This window comes from Paenibacillus ottowii (assembly GCF_050516475.1).
Lineage (GTDB): Bacteria > Bacillota > Bacilli > Paenibacillales > Paenibacillaceae > Paenibacillus > Paenibacillus ottowii.
The window spans coordinates 156,601-170,382 of sequence record NZ_CP191577.1; the positions used below are offsets into that span (position 1 = coordinate 156,601).

The 13,782-nt window shown below is 47.0% G+C and carries 10 protein-coding genes; 6 read left to right on the forward strand and 4 right to left on the reverse strand.

Annotated elements, in window-relative coordinates; genetic code table 11:
- Positions 1–187 precede the first annotated feature (187 nt).
- On the reverse strand, positions 188–1,354 hold the full coding sequence (locus tag ACQQ6X_RS00725; protein ID WP_305167636.1) for a serine hydrolase domain-containing protein: 1,167 nt from the start codon (positions 1,352–1,354) through the stop codon (positions 188–190).
- 170 nt (positions 1,355–1,524) lie between these two features.
- On the opposite strand from ACQQ6X_RS00725, the gene ACQQ6X_RS00730 reads away from it, so the two are divergent.
- Positions 1,525–1,968 (forward strand): Lrp/AsnC family transcriptional regulator, encoded by a 444-nt coding sequence (locus ACQQ6X_RS00730; RefSeq protein ID WP_305167637.1) that lies wholly within the window; start codon positions 1,525–1,527, stop codon positions 1,966–1,968.
- Positions 1,969–2,054: 86 nt separating this feature from the next.
- Here ACQQ6X_RS00730 and ACQQ6X_RS00735 read toward each other — a convergent pair whose 3' ends face one another.
- Positions 2,055–3,254 (reverse strand): MFS transporter, encoded by a 1,200-nt coding sequence (locus ACQQ6X_RS00735; protein WP_305167638.1) that lies wholly within the window; start codon positions 3,252–3,254, stop codon positions 2,055–2,057.
- Positions 3,255–3,690: 436 nt separating this feature from the next.
- Here ACQQ6X_RS00735 and ACQQ6X_RS00740 point away from each other — a divergent pair, with 436 nt between their 5' ends.
- From ACQQ6X_RS00740 to ACQQ6X_RS00750, 3 genes are all read left to right on the forward strand, one after another.
- A complete protein-coding gene (locus tag ACQQ6X_RS00740; RefSeq protein WP_305167639.1) occupies positions 3,691–4,062 on the forward strand; it encodes an MmcQ/YjbR family DNA-binding protein in 372 nt (123 codons plus the stop codon).
- Between the two features lie 120 nt (positions 4,063–4,182).
- Positions 4,183–4,809, forward strand: a complete 627-nt coding sequence (locus ACQQ6X_RS00745; RefSeq protein WP_305167640.1) for a nitroreductase family protein — start codon at positions 4,183–4,185, stop codon at positions 4,807–4,809.
- A gap of 38 nt (positions 4,810–4,847) precedes the next feature.
- The gene (locus ACQQ6X_RS00750) at positions 4,848–5,807 is read left to right on the forward strand and encodes a ring-cleaving dioxygenase (protein ID WP_305167641.1); all 960 of its coding nucleotides are present in this window, start codon (positions 4,848–4,850) and stop codon (positions 5,805–5,807) included.
- A 120-nt stretch (positions 5,808–5,927) separates the two neighbouring features.
- Here the strand turns inward: ACQQ6X_RS00750 and ACQQ6X_RS00755 are convergent, their stop codons facing one another.
- On the reverse strand, positions 5,928–9,293 hold the full coding sequence (locus ACQQ6X_RS00755; protein WP_305167642.1) for a DEAD/DEAH box helicase: 3,366 nt from the start codon (positions 9,291–9,293) through the stop codon (positions 5,928–5,930).
- 162 nt (positions 9,294–9,455) lie between these two features.
- Here ACQQ6X_RS00755 and ACQQ6X_RS00760 point away from each other — a divergent pair, with 162 nt between their 5' ends.
- Positions 9,456–10,544 (forward strand): site-2 protease family protein, encoded by a 1,089-nt coding sequence (locus ACQQ6X_RS00760; RefSeq protein ID WP_305167643.1) that lies wholly within the window; start codon positions 9,456–9,458, stop codon positions 10,542–10,544.
- Positions 10,545–10,557: 13 nt separating this feature from the next.
- On the opposite strand, the gene ACQQ6X_RS00765 is transcribed toward ACQQ6X_RS00760, so the two are convergent.
- Positions 10,558–11,478: an AraC family transcriptional regulator gene (locus tag ACQQ6X_RS00765; protein ID WP_305167644.1), complete on the reverse strand. Its 921-nt coding sequence runs from the start codon at positions 11,476–11,478 to the stop codon at positions 10,558–10,560.
- Positions 11,479–11,672: 194 nt separating this feature from the next.
- Between ACQQ6X_RS00765 and ACQQ6X_RS00770 the strand changes: the two genes are divergently transcribed.
- Positions 11,673–13,679, forward strand: coding sequence for a beta-galactosidase (locus ACQQ6X_RS00770; RefSeq protein ID WP_305167645.1), 2,007 nt, complete (start codon positions 11,673–11,675; stop codon positions 13,677–13,679).
- Positions 13,680–13,782: the final 103 nt, after the last annotated feature.

The following is a 13,782-nucleotide window of genomic DNA, read 5'->3' on the forward strand; positions in this document are numbered from 1 at the left end:
CCTCCCTCAAGTACATCTATAGCAACTTTTATTCGTATTTCTTCGCTGTATTTGACCATAAAGTAAAATCCGCACCCTTTCTTCTTAGAGGATTATATCATGTGTCTAAGATTTGGGGTGCGGTTCAAATTGGTCGGCGGGGCCTTTTTGCTTTATAAATGTATAAAGAAGGTAACGTTTTTACCCTTTACTTAACTCCTCGAATACCTTTGTAGACAGATTCGCACAGCTCCGTTGTAAACCTGCCTGACATTCCTTCAAGTGCTGTATTGGTGAACGCTACAACACTAAGCTCCTCACTCGGATCAACAAACCAGGAGTGACCATAGGTACCGCCCATCCGCCATGTTCCCGGCGATTCTGGTGTATTGGCATCCGCTGGGTCTTTAAGCAGCGTGAAACCAAGTCCAAAGCCTCTTCCCGGCCAATAGGGCATCTCAAGGTTACCAATTTGGTTGGTTGTCATTTCTGCGACAAGAGCCTTCGGCAGAATCGGATTTCCTCCCTGCCGCAAAGCTTCCAGCAGTTTAAGAAAGTCTCCTGCGCTGCCAATCATGCCGGCTCCTCCGGAAGGATAAGCTGTCTTATCGGTAAACCTGTTGGGTGAAAGGAGGAATCCTGCCGTCCCTTCCACGAAAGGAACGGTATCAAAATCCTGCAAGCGCCGGGGCTCTCCTGCGCTATCTGCGTAAGCCGTGGTCAATCTGTCCGTGTCCACGGCCTTGAAATCCGTGTCCATCATGGAAAGCGGATGAGTTACAAGCAACCGTACAGCTTCACTTAGCGGCATTCCAGTTACCTTTTCGATGACCGCTCCGAGCACGTCTGTTGCTATGGAATACCTCCACATTTTCCCCGGCTCATATAGAAGCGGGACAGAAGCGAGTCTTTGCAGATTCTCTTCAAGTGTAATTCCCGCCAGATCCATGCCGTCCGATACCCCGGCAAGTTCATAAGTTCCCTTTCCTTTCTGGAAGAAACGGTAGGTTAAGCCGGCGGTATGCGTCATCAGATGGTGAACGGTCATGGAGGCATATTTTCCGTTTGGCAGTTTGGGACGAAAGGCGGGCAACCATTTTTCCACCAGATCGTTTAACTGCAATCTCCCTTGCGAAATTAATACTAAGGCTGCCGTTGATACGATCGGCTTGGTTACCGAAGCATATCTAAACAAAGCATTCTCCTGTATCGGTCGTTTCTGCTCGCGGTCGGCCCAACCAGCAGGTCTGTTGTAAACAAGGTTTCCGCCTAATGCAATTTGGACGACGGTACCCACGATCCTTTTTTCCTCAAGTGTGTGGTCTATTACCTCATTGATGCTTTTATGCAGCAATTCCAGATCTATTTTTCTCATGCTTCTCACCCTCTCCTACTGTAATTTACTTGATTATTTATAGCAAGTGTGTTTATTATATAAATAATTTCTTCCGTCTTGCATAAAACAAACAAGTTAAATAAAGAAATTTTCGATGATTCTAAAGGTATTTAGAAGAAATAACTTTTAAAACAAAGGAGTCGATTTTTTTGGACGAAATCGATAAAAACATCCTGCTTCATTTGCAGAACCAGGCGAGATTATCAATGACAGATTTAGGAAAGCTGGTGGGACTGTCTCAGCCAGCTGTAACGGAACGTGTAAAACGCATGGAAGAAAAGGGGGTTATCGAGGAATACCGAACCGTCATTTCTTCGCAAAAAGTGGGTAAGCAATGCACAGCCTATATGCTTGTTCGGACCCGGAATTGCTATCCTTTCCTTGATTTTTGTCGTTCATCACCGGAGGTCACGGAATGTTACCGGATAAGCGGAGAGCATAATTATTTATTGAAGGTCCTCACGGAAACAACCCAGGAGCTGGAAGAGTTTGAAAACCGGTGCGATCAATACGGAACCTATACGACTCTGATCGTGATGTCTTCACCGATCGCTTATAAGAATCTCATTGGAGAAACGAATTTGCTCGTATAAAATGTAATTCTCTAATCCCAAAAAAATGAATCCGCCATGCAGCGGATTCATTTTTTTGCTTATGTTACACATACTCATGGATTCCTTTAGGAAGGAAAGCCATGCTTTTTAGCTAGCCAAACTGCAAGCAAAGAGGGAAGCAGCAGGATGATTAATGAGCCCGGAAGAAATCCGGCTCCAAGCAGTTCGAGAAGCAACCCGCCGATAATGCCTCCTCCGCCGATTGCCACATTCCATGCAGTAACCAGCATCGATTGGGCTATATCTGCGCTTTTTCCCCCAGCTTGTGCTATTGCTGTTTGTAGTAAAGTGGCTGCCCCGCCAAATGTAAGCCCCCACGCCATAACACCAAGAATGATGATTGCAGGTTGATTTATTCCGATTCCCAAGGCTGCAGAAGCCAAAGCAAATCCTGTGATGCTGATTAAAACCAGCATTCTTAGAAAACGGTCAATCAGCATGCCTATCACCCAAATGCCGACTACCGAGGTAATTCCGAAAATAAGAAGAACCAAATCCACTCGCTGAGCAAACGCGGTTTTCGCAAGATACGGTGCAATATAAGTGTACAAAATATTATGAGCTAGTACCCATGCCAAAACGACAAACAGAATCGTCCGTACACCGGGAATCAGGAAAACCTTGTGAAAAGGGAGTTGATCACCGGCAGGCTCACCTGCATAATCAGGCACCTTCCAGAGCACCCAGCCAATAAGGACTGCTGTCAGTAATGATACAGCTCCGAAAATGAGACGCCATCCTGTATATGTTCCGAAAAAAGTACCAAGCGGAACGCCCAGCGCCAATGCCAGCGGGGTGCCGACCATGGCTACGGCCATCGCTCTTCCTTTCAGCGAATCAGGCACCATGCGCCGCGCATAACCGGCCGTCATCCCCCACAGAACACCTGCTGAGACACCTGCGAAGAAACGCGCGATAAGCGTCAGCACATAAACGGAAGATAACGCGGTGATGGTGTTAAATACAAGAAAGCCGATGATGCACAGCAGTAGAAGCGGTCGGCGCCTCCACCCACGGGTAGCTGTTGTCAAAGGAATCGCGGCCAGAAGAGATCCAACCGCATAGAGAGTGACCAATTGTCCGGCAAGAGCTTTTGTGACCCCGAGATCCTGTGCAATTTGCGGCAGTAATCCAGCAGGCAGGCTTTCCGTAAGAATGCAGATGAATCCCGCCATGGCTAAAGCCAGCAACCCGACCCACGGGAGACGTTTGGAAGACGACACATTTGCACCGCCTTTTCTTATAAGAGCAGTGTTTGAGTTCACGAAAAAAATCTCCTTTATTTATTTTTCGTCGCTTAAAAAAGCTTTCGCTTCCGTATAAGCTTATATAAATAAAACACTTTTTTACATGGATGATTAAAGGGGGATGAAGTGAATTAAGAGGAAAATACTTTTATTCTCATGAAAATTCCATGATTTTAAAAGCAAAAAAGGCAGCATCGTCAGATGCCGCCTCATGATAAATCGTAAATCGACGAGCTTGAGAAGATCCAGCTCTGAAAATAAAGGAGTCGTGAAGCTGAATGAATGTAATACGATAGTTTTTCTTACTCTAGATTAAAAATAGGCGCTACCTTTAGCACAGTTCCCCTAAATGTAGCACGGACCTAGTGTATATGGAGCGTATGAAGGTGATATAATAGGGCGCTAATAGGTAGGTTCGTAGAACAAATAACTTGGAACAGAGGAGAGAAGGCTGGTGTTTGAGAAAATTGTAGCATATGGTTTGAGTCAAAAAGAGGCCGTTAAGGATTATCCATTTGGTGCTGATCCCCTAGTACTCAAAGTAGGGGGCAAGATGTTTGCTCTCCTGACTGAAAAAGATGGTATTAGCCATGTATCCTTAAAATGTGATCCGGTCATTGCGGAAAACCTGCGGGAACAGAACAAGGCAATTAAACCAGGCTATCATTTGAACAAAAAGCATTGGAATACGATAGAGGTTGACGACAGCTTCCCGTTGGAGGATTTGTATAGTATGATCGATCATTCGTATGAGCTGGTCTTTAAGAGCTTAACCAAAGCGCAACGCGAAGCGATTACGATGAGGATACGGTCAACGGATCTGTAAAGGGCTGGTGAAGCCCTTATATAACACTCTTATAGTTTTACTTGACAGAAAACAATGAAAGATATATTCTTAATTTAAAGATAATTTATTTGAAAATAATATCAAGGAGTGGACCTGAATATGAGCGAACTGGTGAATGTTATTCAAGAGAGAAGATCGGCTTCTAAATTTATTCCTGATGTTACTATAGATGCAAAAGAACTGGAAGAGATATTCCAGCTGGTAAAGTTTGCTCCATCGGCTTTTAATTTACAGCATGCGCGTTATATCGTCGTGCAGGATGCAGTGGTCAAACAAAGACTGCATGATGAGGCAAGTAAGCAGTATAAAATATTAACCTCTTCAGCCACTATTATAGTGCTGGGTGATACAGAGGCTTATACCAAGGTAGCTGATCTTAACGAAGGGTTCCTGAACTTGGGTGTTCTGAGCAAGCAGGAATATGATAGCACAGTAGAATCGGTGACTCAGTTTTATCGCGAGCGGGGACCTGTCTTCCAGAGAGAAGAAGCGATCCGTAATGCCAGCCTGTCGGCTATGCAATTGATGTTGATTGCCAAGGACAAAGGCTGGGATACATGTCCGATGATCGGTTTTGACCCGGCGAAGGTGCAGGAGGTATTGAATATTCCAGAGCAATTTGTGCCTGTGATGATGATTACCCTGGGGAAAGAGGACGAATCGGGTCAGCGGGCAAGAGGGTACCGCAAGCCCGTTGGACAGTTTGTTAGCTACAATGGATTTTGAATTTTGTAAATCATTATGTTCATTAGGGAGTGACTGAGATGTCTTTGAAAACCGCTGGAATCCACCATATTACGTCCTTTGCAGGCGATCCGCAGGGCAATGTTGACTTTTACGCAGGTGTGCTTGGTTTGAGATTGATCAAAAAGACAATCAACTTTGACGCTCCAGAAGTATATCACTTGTATTTTGGAAATGAAGAAGGCAGCCCGGGCACGATCATTACCTTTTTTCCGGCTCCGGGTACACGCAGAGGCAAGATTGGAGGCGGACAGGTCGGGATTACGACATATGTCGTGCCGCCGGGCTCGCTGGATTACTGGGAGAACCGTCTACACAGCTTGAAGGTGTCCTTCACAAAGGCTACTCGTTTTGGCGAGTCATTTATCCAGTTTCGAGACAATGAGGGCTTGCATCTGGAACTGGTGGAGCGGGAAAAAGGGCCAGTGAACACATGGACAGCCGGAGGCGTGCCTACAGATAAAGCGATCAAGGGTTTTGGAGGAGCCGTGCTCTATAGTGCGGATTCCAAGCATACCCAAAGCGTGCTGGAGAATGTCCTGGGCATGACGCTCATCGGAGAAGACGCAGCTGCAGGCTATATCCGTTACCAGACGACTGGGGATTTGGGCAATCTGATCGACATTCCGGTCAAAGATGTACCGTGGGGGAATGGCGGCGCCGGTACAGTTCACCATATTGCGTGGCGCGCGCAGGATGATACAGAACATCAGGCATGGAACGAATGGGTTCGCCAGCATGGTTTTGGGACCAGTGGCATTGTAGATCGTCAATACTTCAATGCCGTATACTTCCGCGAGCAAGGCGGTATTCTATTCGAAATCGCAACCGATCCGCCCGGATTTACCGTGGATGAGGAACTGCATGAGTTGGGGCACAAGCTGATGCTGCCTGAATGGTATGAGCCTCAACGCGCCCAGATTGAATCTAATCTGATTCCCATTGAGCCTAAAGTGCTCAAACGGGATGAATCGATTTGAGTAGTACAGTACAATCACATATGGAACAAGAAAAGGTCCAATGCGGGAAGATTTTCACCCTCATTGGACCTTTTGGTATTTGAATTTTCAGAATCATAAAAATAATTGTGGAAGAGCTGTTTAGATCATGAGCAGCTCACGAATCTCCAGCTCGGTCAGCGCTGAAAGGCTTTCTTGCCCTGGTTGAATGACCTGGTCGATTAGGTTTTTCTTTTTTTGCTGTAGCTCATACATTTTGTCCTCTACCGTACCTTGGGCGACAAGCCGAATAACCTGCACAACTTTTTTCTGGCCCATTCGATGTGCGCGGTTGGTAGCCTGCTCCTCTACAGCGGGATTCCACCACAGATCATACAGAATGACGGTATCTGCGCCGGTGAGGTTCAGACCCGTGCCTCCTGCCTTGAGGGAAATCAGGAACAGCTCGCGTTCTCCTTCGTTAAAGCGACTGCACAGCTCGACTCGTTCGGGGGCGGGAGTCTGTCCATCCAGGTAAAAGTAGGGAACCCCTTCACGGGAAAGCTCGCGTCCGACCATTTGAAGCATCGTAGTGAACTGTGAAAAAATAAGCATCCGCTTCCCGGAGCTGAGACATTCCGTAATAATCTCCAGCAGTTGCTCGAATTTGGCCGAGCTACCTGTATATCCTTCGATGAACAACCCTGGATGACAGCAGAGCTGACGAAGCCGGGTTAGACCTGCGAGGATTTTGATCCGGTTTTTCTGAAAGCCTTCTTCGTTGAGATGCTTCAACGTTTCATGCTGGAGCTTGGCCAGATAAGCCGTGTATAGCTTTTTCTGTTCCGGCAGAAGCCGTGATATCTGCACGGATTCGATTTTTTCCGGCAGTTCCTTAAGAACATCGCTTTTCAGACGGCGCAGCAGGAACGGACGAACCCGCTTGGCAATCACATTTCGAGGCAGGTTGTGAAACGCTCTTTTTCCGCCGGGAAATAGCGCAGGAAATACAACGTCGAAGATGGACCACAGCTCTTCCAGCGTATTCTCGATCGGCGTTCCTGTCAGGGCAAAGCGGTAGCGGGCTTGTACATCCTTAACCGCCTGTGCCGTCTGAGTGGCATGATTCTTGAACGCTTGTGCCTCGTCCAGAATAAGCGTATGAAACGATGGCTTACTGTACATATCTGCATCGCGCCGCAGCAGCGGGTAGGAAGTAATAATAACGTCATAACTGGCAGCATCCCGTATAATCCGGCCCCGTTCTTCAGGGCTGCCATCGGCAATAATGACGCGGATATGCGGGGCGAATTTCTCCAGTTCATTCCGCCAATTGTACACCAGCGATGCAGGGGATACGACCATGGCTGGAAGCTGTTGACTGCGAATCTCTGGCAATACAGAGACGAGGAAGGCAATGCTTTGCAGTGTTTTGCCCAGCCCCATATCATCTGCCAAAATGCCCCCAAAACGGTAATGTGCCAAGGTCTTGAGCCATTGAAAACCGTAGACCTGATAATCCCTCAAGATTGGAGCAAGCGTACCGGGTACGGGAAAGTCGAGATGATCAGGATTGCGTATATTTTCCAGTAATTGGCGAAAGGTTTTACCCAAGGTCAGGTTTTTCACATGATCATTAGGATCAATTAAATACAGACCCTGCGTGACCGGGATTCGAATTTGCGCTGCATCCAGATCGCTTTTGCGGATACCTGTTTCGTTCATGAACCGAATTAATTCCTTGTACTCCTCTGTTTCCAGCGGCAGCAAGGCACCATTCGGCAGACGATGATATCTCTGTTTTTCTTCCAACGATTGGAGCAGCTTGCGAATTTCCGATTCCGGTATACCCTCAATATCAAATTTAAATTCAAGCCAATCTGTGCGTTCATCCCACTCTGCCCGTATTCTTGGGACAGGCAGTGTATTATTAATTTTCGCCTTGACTGCACCTGTGGCATAGACATCCAGCAACTTTTCCAATTGTGGAACCGTATGGTACAAAAAGTCATATTCTGCATCTTCATCTTCCATAAAATATCCGCTGTCTGTTCTGGCAAAGGAGCTATGCTCCATCAGTTCCAAAATTCGCTGCTCCTGTTCCCCATCACGTATCAAAATCCGGTCGTTACCTGGTGTTCGTGCATCTGTTTCCAATGGGTTGATGATGATATCCCCATATTGGAATTCCAGTCCTGCCAGCAGCTTGTCTCTTACCCGGTCCAGATACAGCTTGGCTTTCAGCGGCTGCTGTGTGACTCGCTCTGAGACAGCACGTGTCATATGGACACGTCCGAGCTTCATTAACCCAGGCACGACCTTATCCATAAAAGCTTCCATCTGCTCTGGCGCAATCTGAACTTTTCGTCTGTGATGTACTTCGACCATCCGTTTCAGCTCGGACAAACGCCGTATGGAATCAGCCTTCTGCTTGACAAGCTTGCCATCGGCAATGACGACACCGTAGTCCTCCATGACGGTCAAGTCATCCAATCCTTGAATGCTTAGCTGATAGCCTTCACTTGTGGCTTCGGTCTCATCAAATTCAAATTGCAGCGGAAGCATTAGATCAGACTGGGGAATACCCTCGCTCATGTTTCCGTGAATTTCAAAATAGACGCCCTGCGCCGCTGTCAGCAAGGGGAGCAGCTTATCCCAAGCCGCAGGCGGAATGAGAAGCATTCGCTCGCCGCTCATATGACTTCCGGAGGATGAATACGTGCCTGAGGTTTCCCGAATCATGCGCTCCTGATAGCACACCTGGGATAATTGCTGGAGAATAGCGTCATGTTCAATTCGGAAGCGGTATAGCTCAGGCTCGTAGGTGAAGCTTTTCGTGAACATATAACTATCTCCGCGGTCGATACTATCCAGAAATGGGCGGATTTTCTGAACAATGTATAATCGTTTGGGACCGGCCTTCATTTCCACGCCAAACATATATTTTTGGTAACCGTAGGCAAACGGACGGATGACGAACTGAAAATCCAGAATTGCGCGAGTATCCAGCAGCGCAGGTGTGCTGCGAAGCGGTCTCTTGCGTCCGAATAGTTTTAACATACTGTCGGTTAAATGGAGATCGCCTTGTGTAATGCCGGAGGACCGTGACGTTCTGGTTGTGTGTTCATTTGGGTCATCTGTAGATGTGTACATCTCGTCTGAACCTATACTTCCTGCTGGATCGGGAGCAGTACCGGGATGAAGTCTGGAGACATAGGAACGTACGGACACACTTTTTCCACGCCGCATATCATAGGCGTTAAGGAGAACAGCGGCAATATGTTTGCAATATCGTCCGGTGGTCTGAAATGAGCTACAGGTGCATTCGGCGCGTATGTTGCCGTTGGGCCGAATCAATACAGCAACCGCATAAAAGCCGCTTTCTTTGACTGTAGCTTCGTACACACCTTCATGATGATCTATTTGGGTAAAGGCCACCTTTTTGGCCCGGTAACAGGCATCCCCGTCGTCGTAAGCAGATTGACTGCATAGTTGTCTGATCGCTCGCCGGGTAAGTTCAAAACTCATGGTTCGTAATCCTTTCCTGAGTTATTCCGTTTCCTACATGATAACAGAACAGATAGGTGGAAAGACACTTGAGGAATGGGTATGAAATAAATGGATGATAATTTTTACAAGCTGCACATTGCAGGATACAATGGAAGTGATAGAGAAAGGAGACGGGTACTTTTGCAAAAAGAAGACAATAAGACCGATTCCAAATCCGGATCATCCAAATGGTATCTTGGTAGTGCAGCAGCATTACTTTTGCTGAAAGGCAAGTCGTTGCTTGCTCTTTTAAAATTCAGTAAATTTGGTGGGGCGCTGATCTCTATGGCGTTTACGATTGGCGCATATGCGATCATATACCCGTGGGGATTTGCGGTCGGATTTGTGTTGTTGTTATTTGTGCATGAGCTGGGGCATGTATTGGCTGCCAAGCGCAAGGGGCTTCCGGTGTCGACGCCGTTATTTATTCCTTTTCTCGGGGCGCTGATTACCATGAAACGACATCCCTTGGATGCCCAGACAGAGGCGTATGTGGCTATGGGCGGACCGTTATTGGGAACGGTCGGGGCTTTGGCAGTATACGCAGGAGCCTATGCAACAGAAAGTCCGCTACTATACGCGCTGGCATATGTCGGTTTTTTCCTAAATCTGATTAATTTGTTGCCGATTCATCCGCTCGACGGTGGACGGATTTCTACAGCAGTGACACGCTGGTTATGGCTGGTGGGCCTATTGGGTGGGATTGTAGTAATTGTGTATTTGAAATCCATTTTATTTTTCTTTATTTGGGCGCTATTTGCCTATGATTTATACAAAAAATATGTCAAACGCAATAAAGAAGATGTCAAAATTCAATCGTTATTACAGAAGCCGGTAGTTGACGTACAGCATTTATATGAACAAGGATATCCGCTGCCTGGACCGGAGCATACGCGCAGACTATCCTTTAATACCTACTCGGATCTGGAGGGGCAGCAATATGTGACGATTTATATGGAAAGTCTGGATGTGGAGCATACGCTTCTGTTGCCGCAGCAGTGTCTTGTCCAGCATGTATGGCTGAACGGGGTAGAACACATACCGACACCGGATGCATACCAGCTCAGATTGCTGTGTGAGATTGACTATATTCCATTTGAAAATGATAAATATTACGAAGTTCCCGCAGCATCACGCTGGAAATTCGGCATCGGGTATTTGGGATTGGCCGTATTCCTGATAGGGATGATGTATGTAGTACATCAGCACATTGGAGATATCAGGCTGTGATTCGAAGGATAACTTACGTGTAGCTTCTTTGCTCATCCGTAATTGCTTTTAACGTCTGGCGGTATTTAAGCGGGCTGATGCCTGTCCAGCGCTTGAATTGTCTGCTGAAATGAGCCAGACTGGAGTATCCCAGCAGGGAAGCTACCTTGTTTAGCGGCAGATTGGGCTGCTGAATTAGCACCTTAGCCTCATGCAGTTTGGTCTCCGATAGATAGTGACGTGGCGAATAGCCGTAAACTTTGCGGAACACTTCCTGGGCATAGCCTGGACTGATCCCGAGGGAAGCCGCCACATCTTCAAGCCGGAACGTCTGCTCGCCAGATTCATCCTCCCGATAAGGCTTGAATCTCGATTGAATAGCCTCCATAATGGCCTTGGCGTATTGAACGGATGAAGGTGCAATTCTGGGCTCCAATCCCGTGGAGATCATTTGCGAGAATATCCCGAACAGCTCGAACAAGGCAATCTGCATGCGAAAGCGGTCCGCTGTCGTATATTCTCCACTCTCACGCACCATGCTGATCCAGCTATGGACGACCTTTTGCAGCTTGGTGTTGGTTTCAGTGCCTGCCGGGAAAAAGAGCTGATTGTTCTTGATCATTTCTTGACGGAACAGTGGATCATCGATATTAAAATGGGTGCTAAAATAATACATACCATCCGGAGATACACACTGACTCACATGCTTAAATCCCGGCGGGATCATTAAAATATCACCCTTTCCAACCGAGTATACGTTGTTCTCCATAATGGTTTCCTGACGACCTTCCAAAATGAGTGCAATTTCAAAACCAATATGAGACTCCTCAGGCATGCACCAATCCGCTTTGACCCGATGAATATGAGCGCCAAAAAATTTCACATTCCAGTCGATAATGGGTAGCCATTGGCAATCATGAAATAGAGCTGGATCGACATCTGGATTTAATATCATCAGATCACCTTCGATTAGGGCAAATTTTACACCGCTTAGACAATCTCATTGTACCTAACATTTAGCTATAATAAAAGAGCGCTTACACGTACTCTGATACATGCTTTTACTTAAAAAATCGATTATTTATAGTATTTTTGAAAGCGGTACCATATTGTAATCAGGGAGCATTAAACTTATTGGAGGGCGACTCGATGAAAAAGCTATTGTACGGTGTTGCTTATTATGATGAATATATGCCCTATGACCGTTTGGACCAAGATATCCAAATGATGAAGGATGCGGGAATTAATGTAGTGCGGATTGCCGAATCCACTTGGAGTACACATGAACCGCAGAACGGAGTATTTGATTTCACCTCCGTGGATCGGGTGCTGGACGCTATGCATAAGGCTGGTATTAAGGTCATTGTGGGCACGCCAACCTATGCCGTACCCACATGGATGGTGAAGGAGCATCCCGATGTATTGGCGATAACGCCTCAGGGACCAGGCAAATACGGGGCCCGCCAGATTATGGACATTACGAACCCGGTGTACCTGTTCCATGCTGAGCGAATCATACGCAAGCTGATTGGACGGGTGAGCCAGCATCCGGCGGTTATTGGGTATCAGACAGACAATGAGACGAAGCATTACCATACGAGCGGTCCCAATGTGCAATTACAGTTTGTAAAGTATTTGCGGGAGCGGTTTGAATCACTGGAGGAGCTGAACCGCAAATTTGGCCTGGACTACTGGAGCAATCGCATCAATAGCTGGGAGGACTTCCCTTCGGTGGTCGGAACGATTAATGGAAGCTTGGGCGCGGCCTTTTCCCAGTTCCAACGCAAGCTGGTGACGGACTTCCTGGCCTGGCAGGTCGCGATTGTCAATGAATATAAGCGGGAAGACCAATTTGTTACGCAAAATTTTGATTTTGAGTGGAGAGGTCATTCCTTTGGAATCCAGCCGGACGTGGATCATTTTGCAGCTTCTCAAGCCTTTGATGTGACAGGGGTCGATATTTACCATCCATCACAAGATGATTTGACTGGAATTGAAATCTCTTTTGGTGGTGATGTGGCACGTTCGACAAAACAGAATAATTACTTGGTACTGGAAACGGAGGCGCAGGCGTTTACCCACTGGGTTCCTTATCCGGGACAATTGCGTCTGCAAGCGTTCAGTCATCTGGCTTCCGGGGCCAATATGGTAGCTTACTGGCACTGGCATTCCATTCATAATTCCTTCGAAACCTACTGGAAGGGTCTGCTTAGCCATGATTTTGAACCGAACCCTGTGTATGAGGAAGCACAAACGATAGGGAAGGATTTTGCGAGATTATCCCCCCATCTGGTTAATCTGAAAAAGAACAATAAAACAGCCATTCTGGTCAGCAACGAAGCACTGACATCCATTAACTGGTTCAAGTTTAATATGAACAGCCCACTGAATTACAATGACATCGTACGCTGTTTGTATGACGAGTTGTACAAACTGAATATCGGGACAGATATCGTCCATCCGGGTACAGAATCGTTGGATGACTATGATCTCTTGATCGTTCCGAGTCTCTATTCTGCGCCAGATGCACTGCTGGAAAAGCTGAATCGATACGTCGAACAAGGCGGTCATGTGGTATACACCTCCCGCAGCGGATTTACTGACGAGCATGTACAGGTGAGAACATCCCGTCAGCCGGGCGTGATTAGCGAAGCGTGTGGTATTTATTACAGCTTGTTTGTGGAGCCGAAAAATGTGACACTTAAGGATAATCCCTTTAAGGTGGCAGCAGAGGACAATCAGGTAGCTACGTGGATGGAGCTAATAACCCCGACAACTGCCGAAGTATTAGCCTATTACGATCACCCGCATTGGGGCCAATATGCCGCGATTACGCAAAATCGCTATGGTCAGGGAACGGCGACCTACATCGGCTGTATTGTTAGTTCGGCGGTCATTCGCGAATTATTGAGCTCTGTAGCCAAAAAGGCAGGCGTATGGGGACTGGATCAGGAGGCTTCTTATCCGATCATTGTTAAATCCGGTACGAATGATTTGGGACGGACGATCCGGTACTATTTTAACTATTCCGAACAGGCAGGCTCGGTGGTGTATCCGCATGGAGACGGCAAGGAACTGATCGGAGAGCAGACGGTTATCCAAGGACAATTACTCCAATTGAAGCCTTGGAGTGTTATAATTATCGAAGAAGCGTAAATGATCAATAATGTGTTGAAATCGACGTACGAATATATCATAATAGGTACCCCACCGGAAAATCCGGCATATGAAGCGCCCCTGCGAATTGCGGGGCGTTTTC

Bases quoted from the DNA above. Each gene is read 5' to 3' on its own strand.
- ACQQ6X_RS00725 (WP_305167636.1), bottom strand. From the start codon at position 1,354: ATGAGAAAAATAGATCTGGAATTGCTGCATAAAAGCATCAATGAGGTA.
- ACQQ6X_RS00745 (WP_305167640.1), top strand. From the start codon at position 4,183: ATGAGCGAACTGGTGAATGTTATTCAAGAGAGAAGATCGGCTTCTAAA.
- ACQQ6X_RS00750 (WP_305167641.1), top strand. From the start codon at position 4,848: ATGTCTTTGAAAACCGCTGGAATCCACCATATTACGTCCTTTGCAGGC.
- ACQQ6X_RS00755 (WP_305167642.1), bottom strand. From the start codon at position 9,293: ATGAGTTTTGAACTTACCCGGCGAGCGATCAGACAACTATGCAGTCAA.
- ACQQ6X_RS00765 (WP_305167644.1), bottom strand. From the start codon at position 11,478: ATGATATTAAATCCAGATGTCGATCCAGCTCTATTTCATGATTGCCAA.
- ACQQ6X_RS00770 (WP_305167645.1), top strand. From the start codon at position 11,673: ATGAAAAAGCTATTGTACGGTGTTGCTTATTATGATGAATATATGCCC.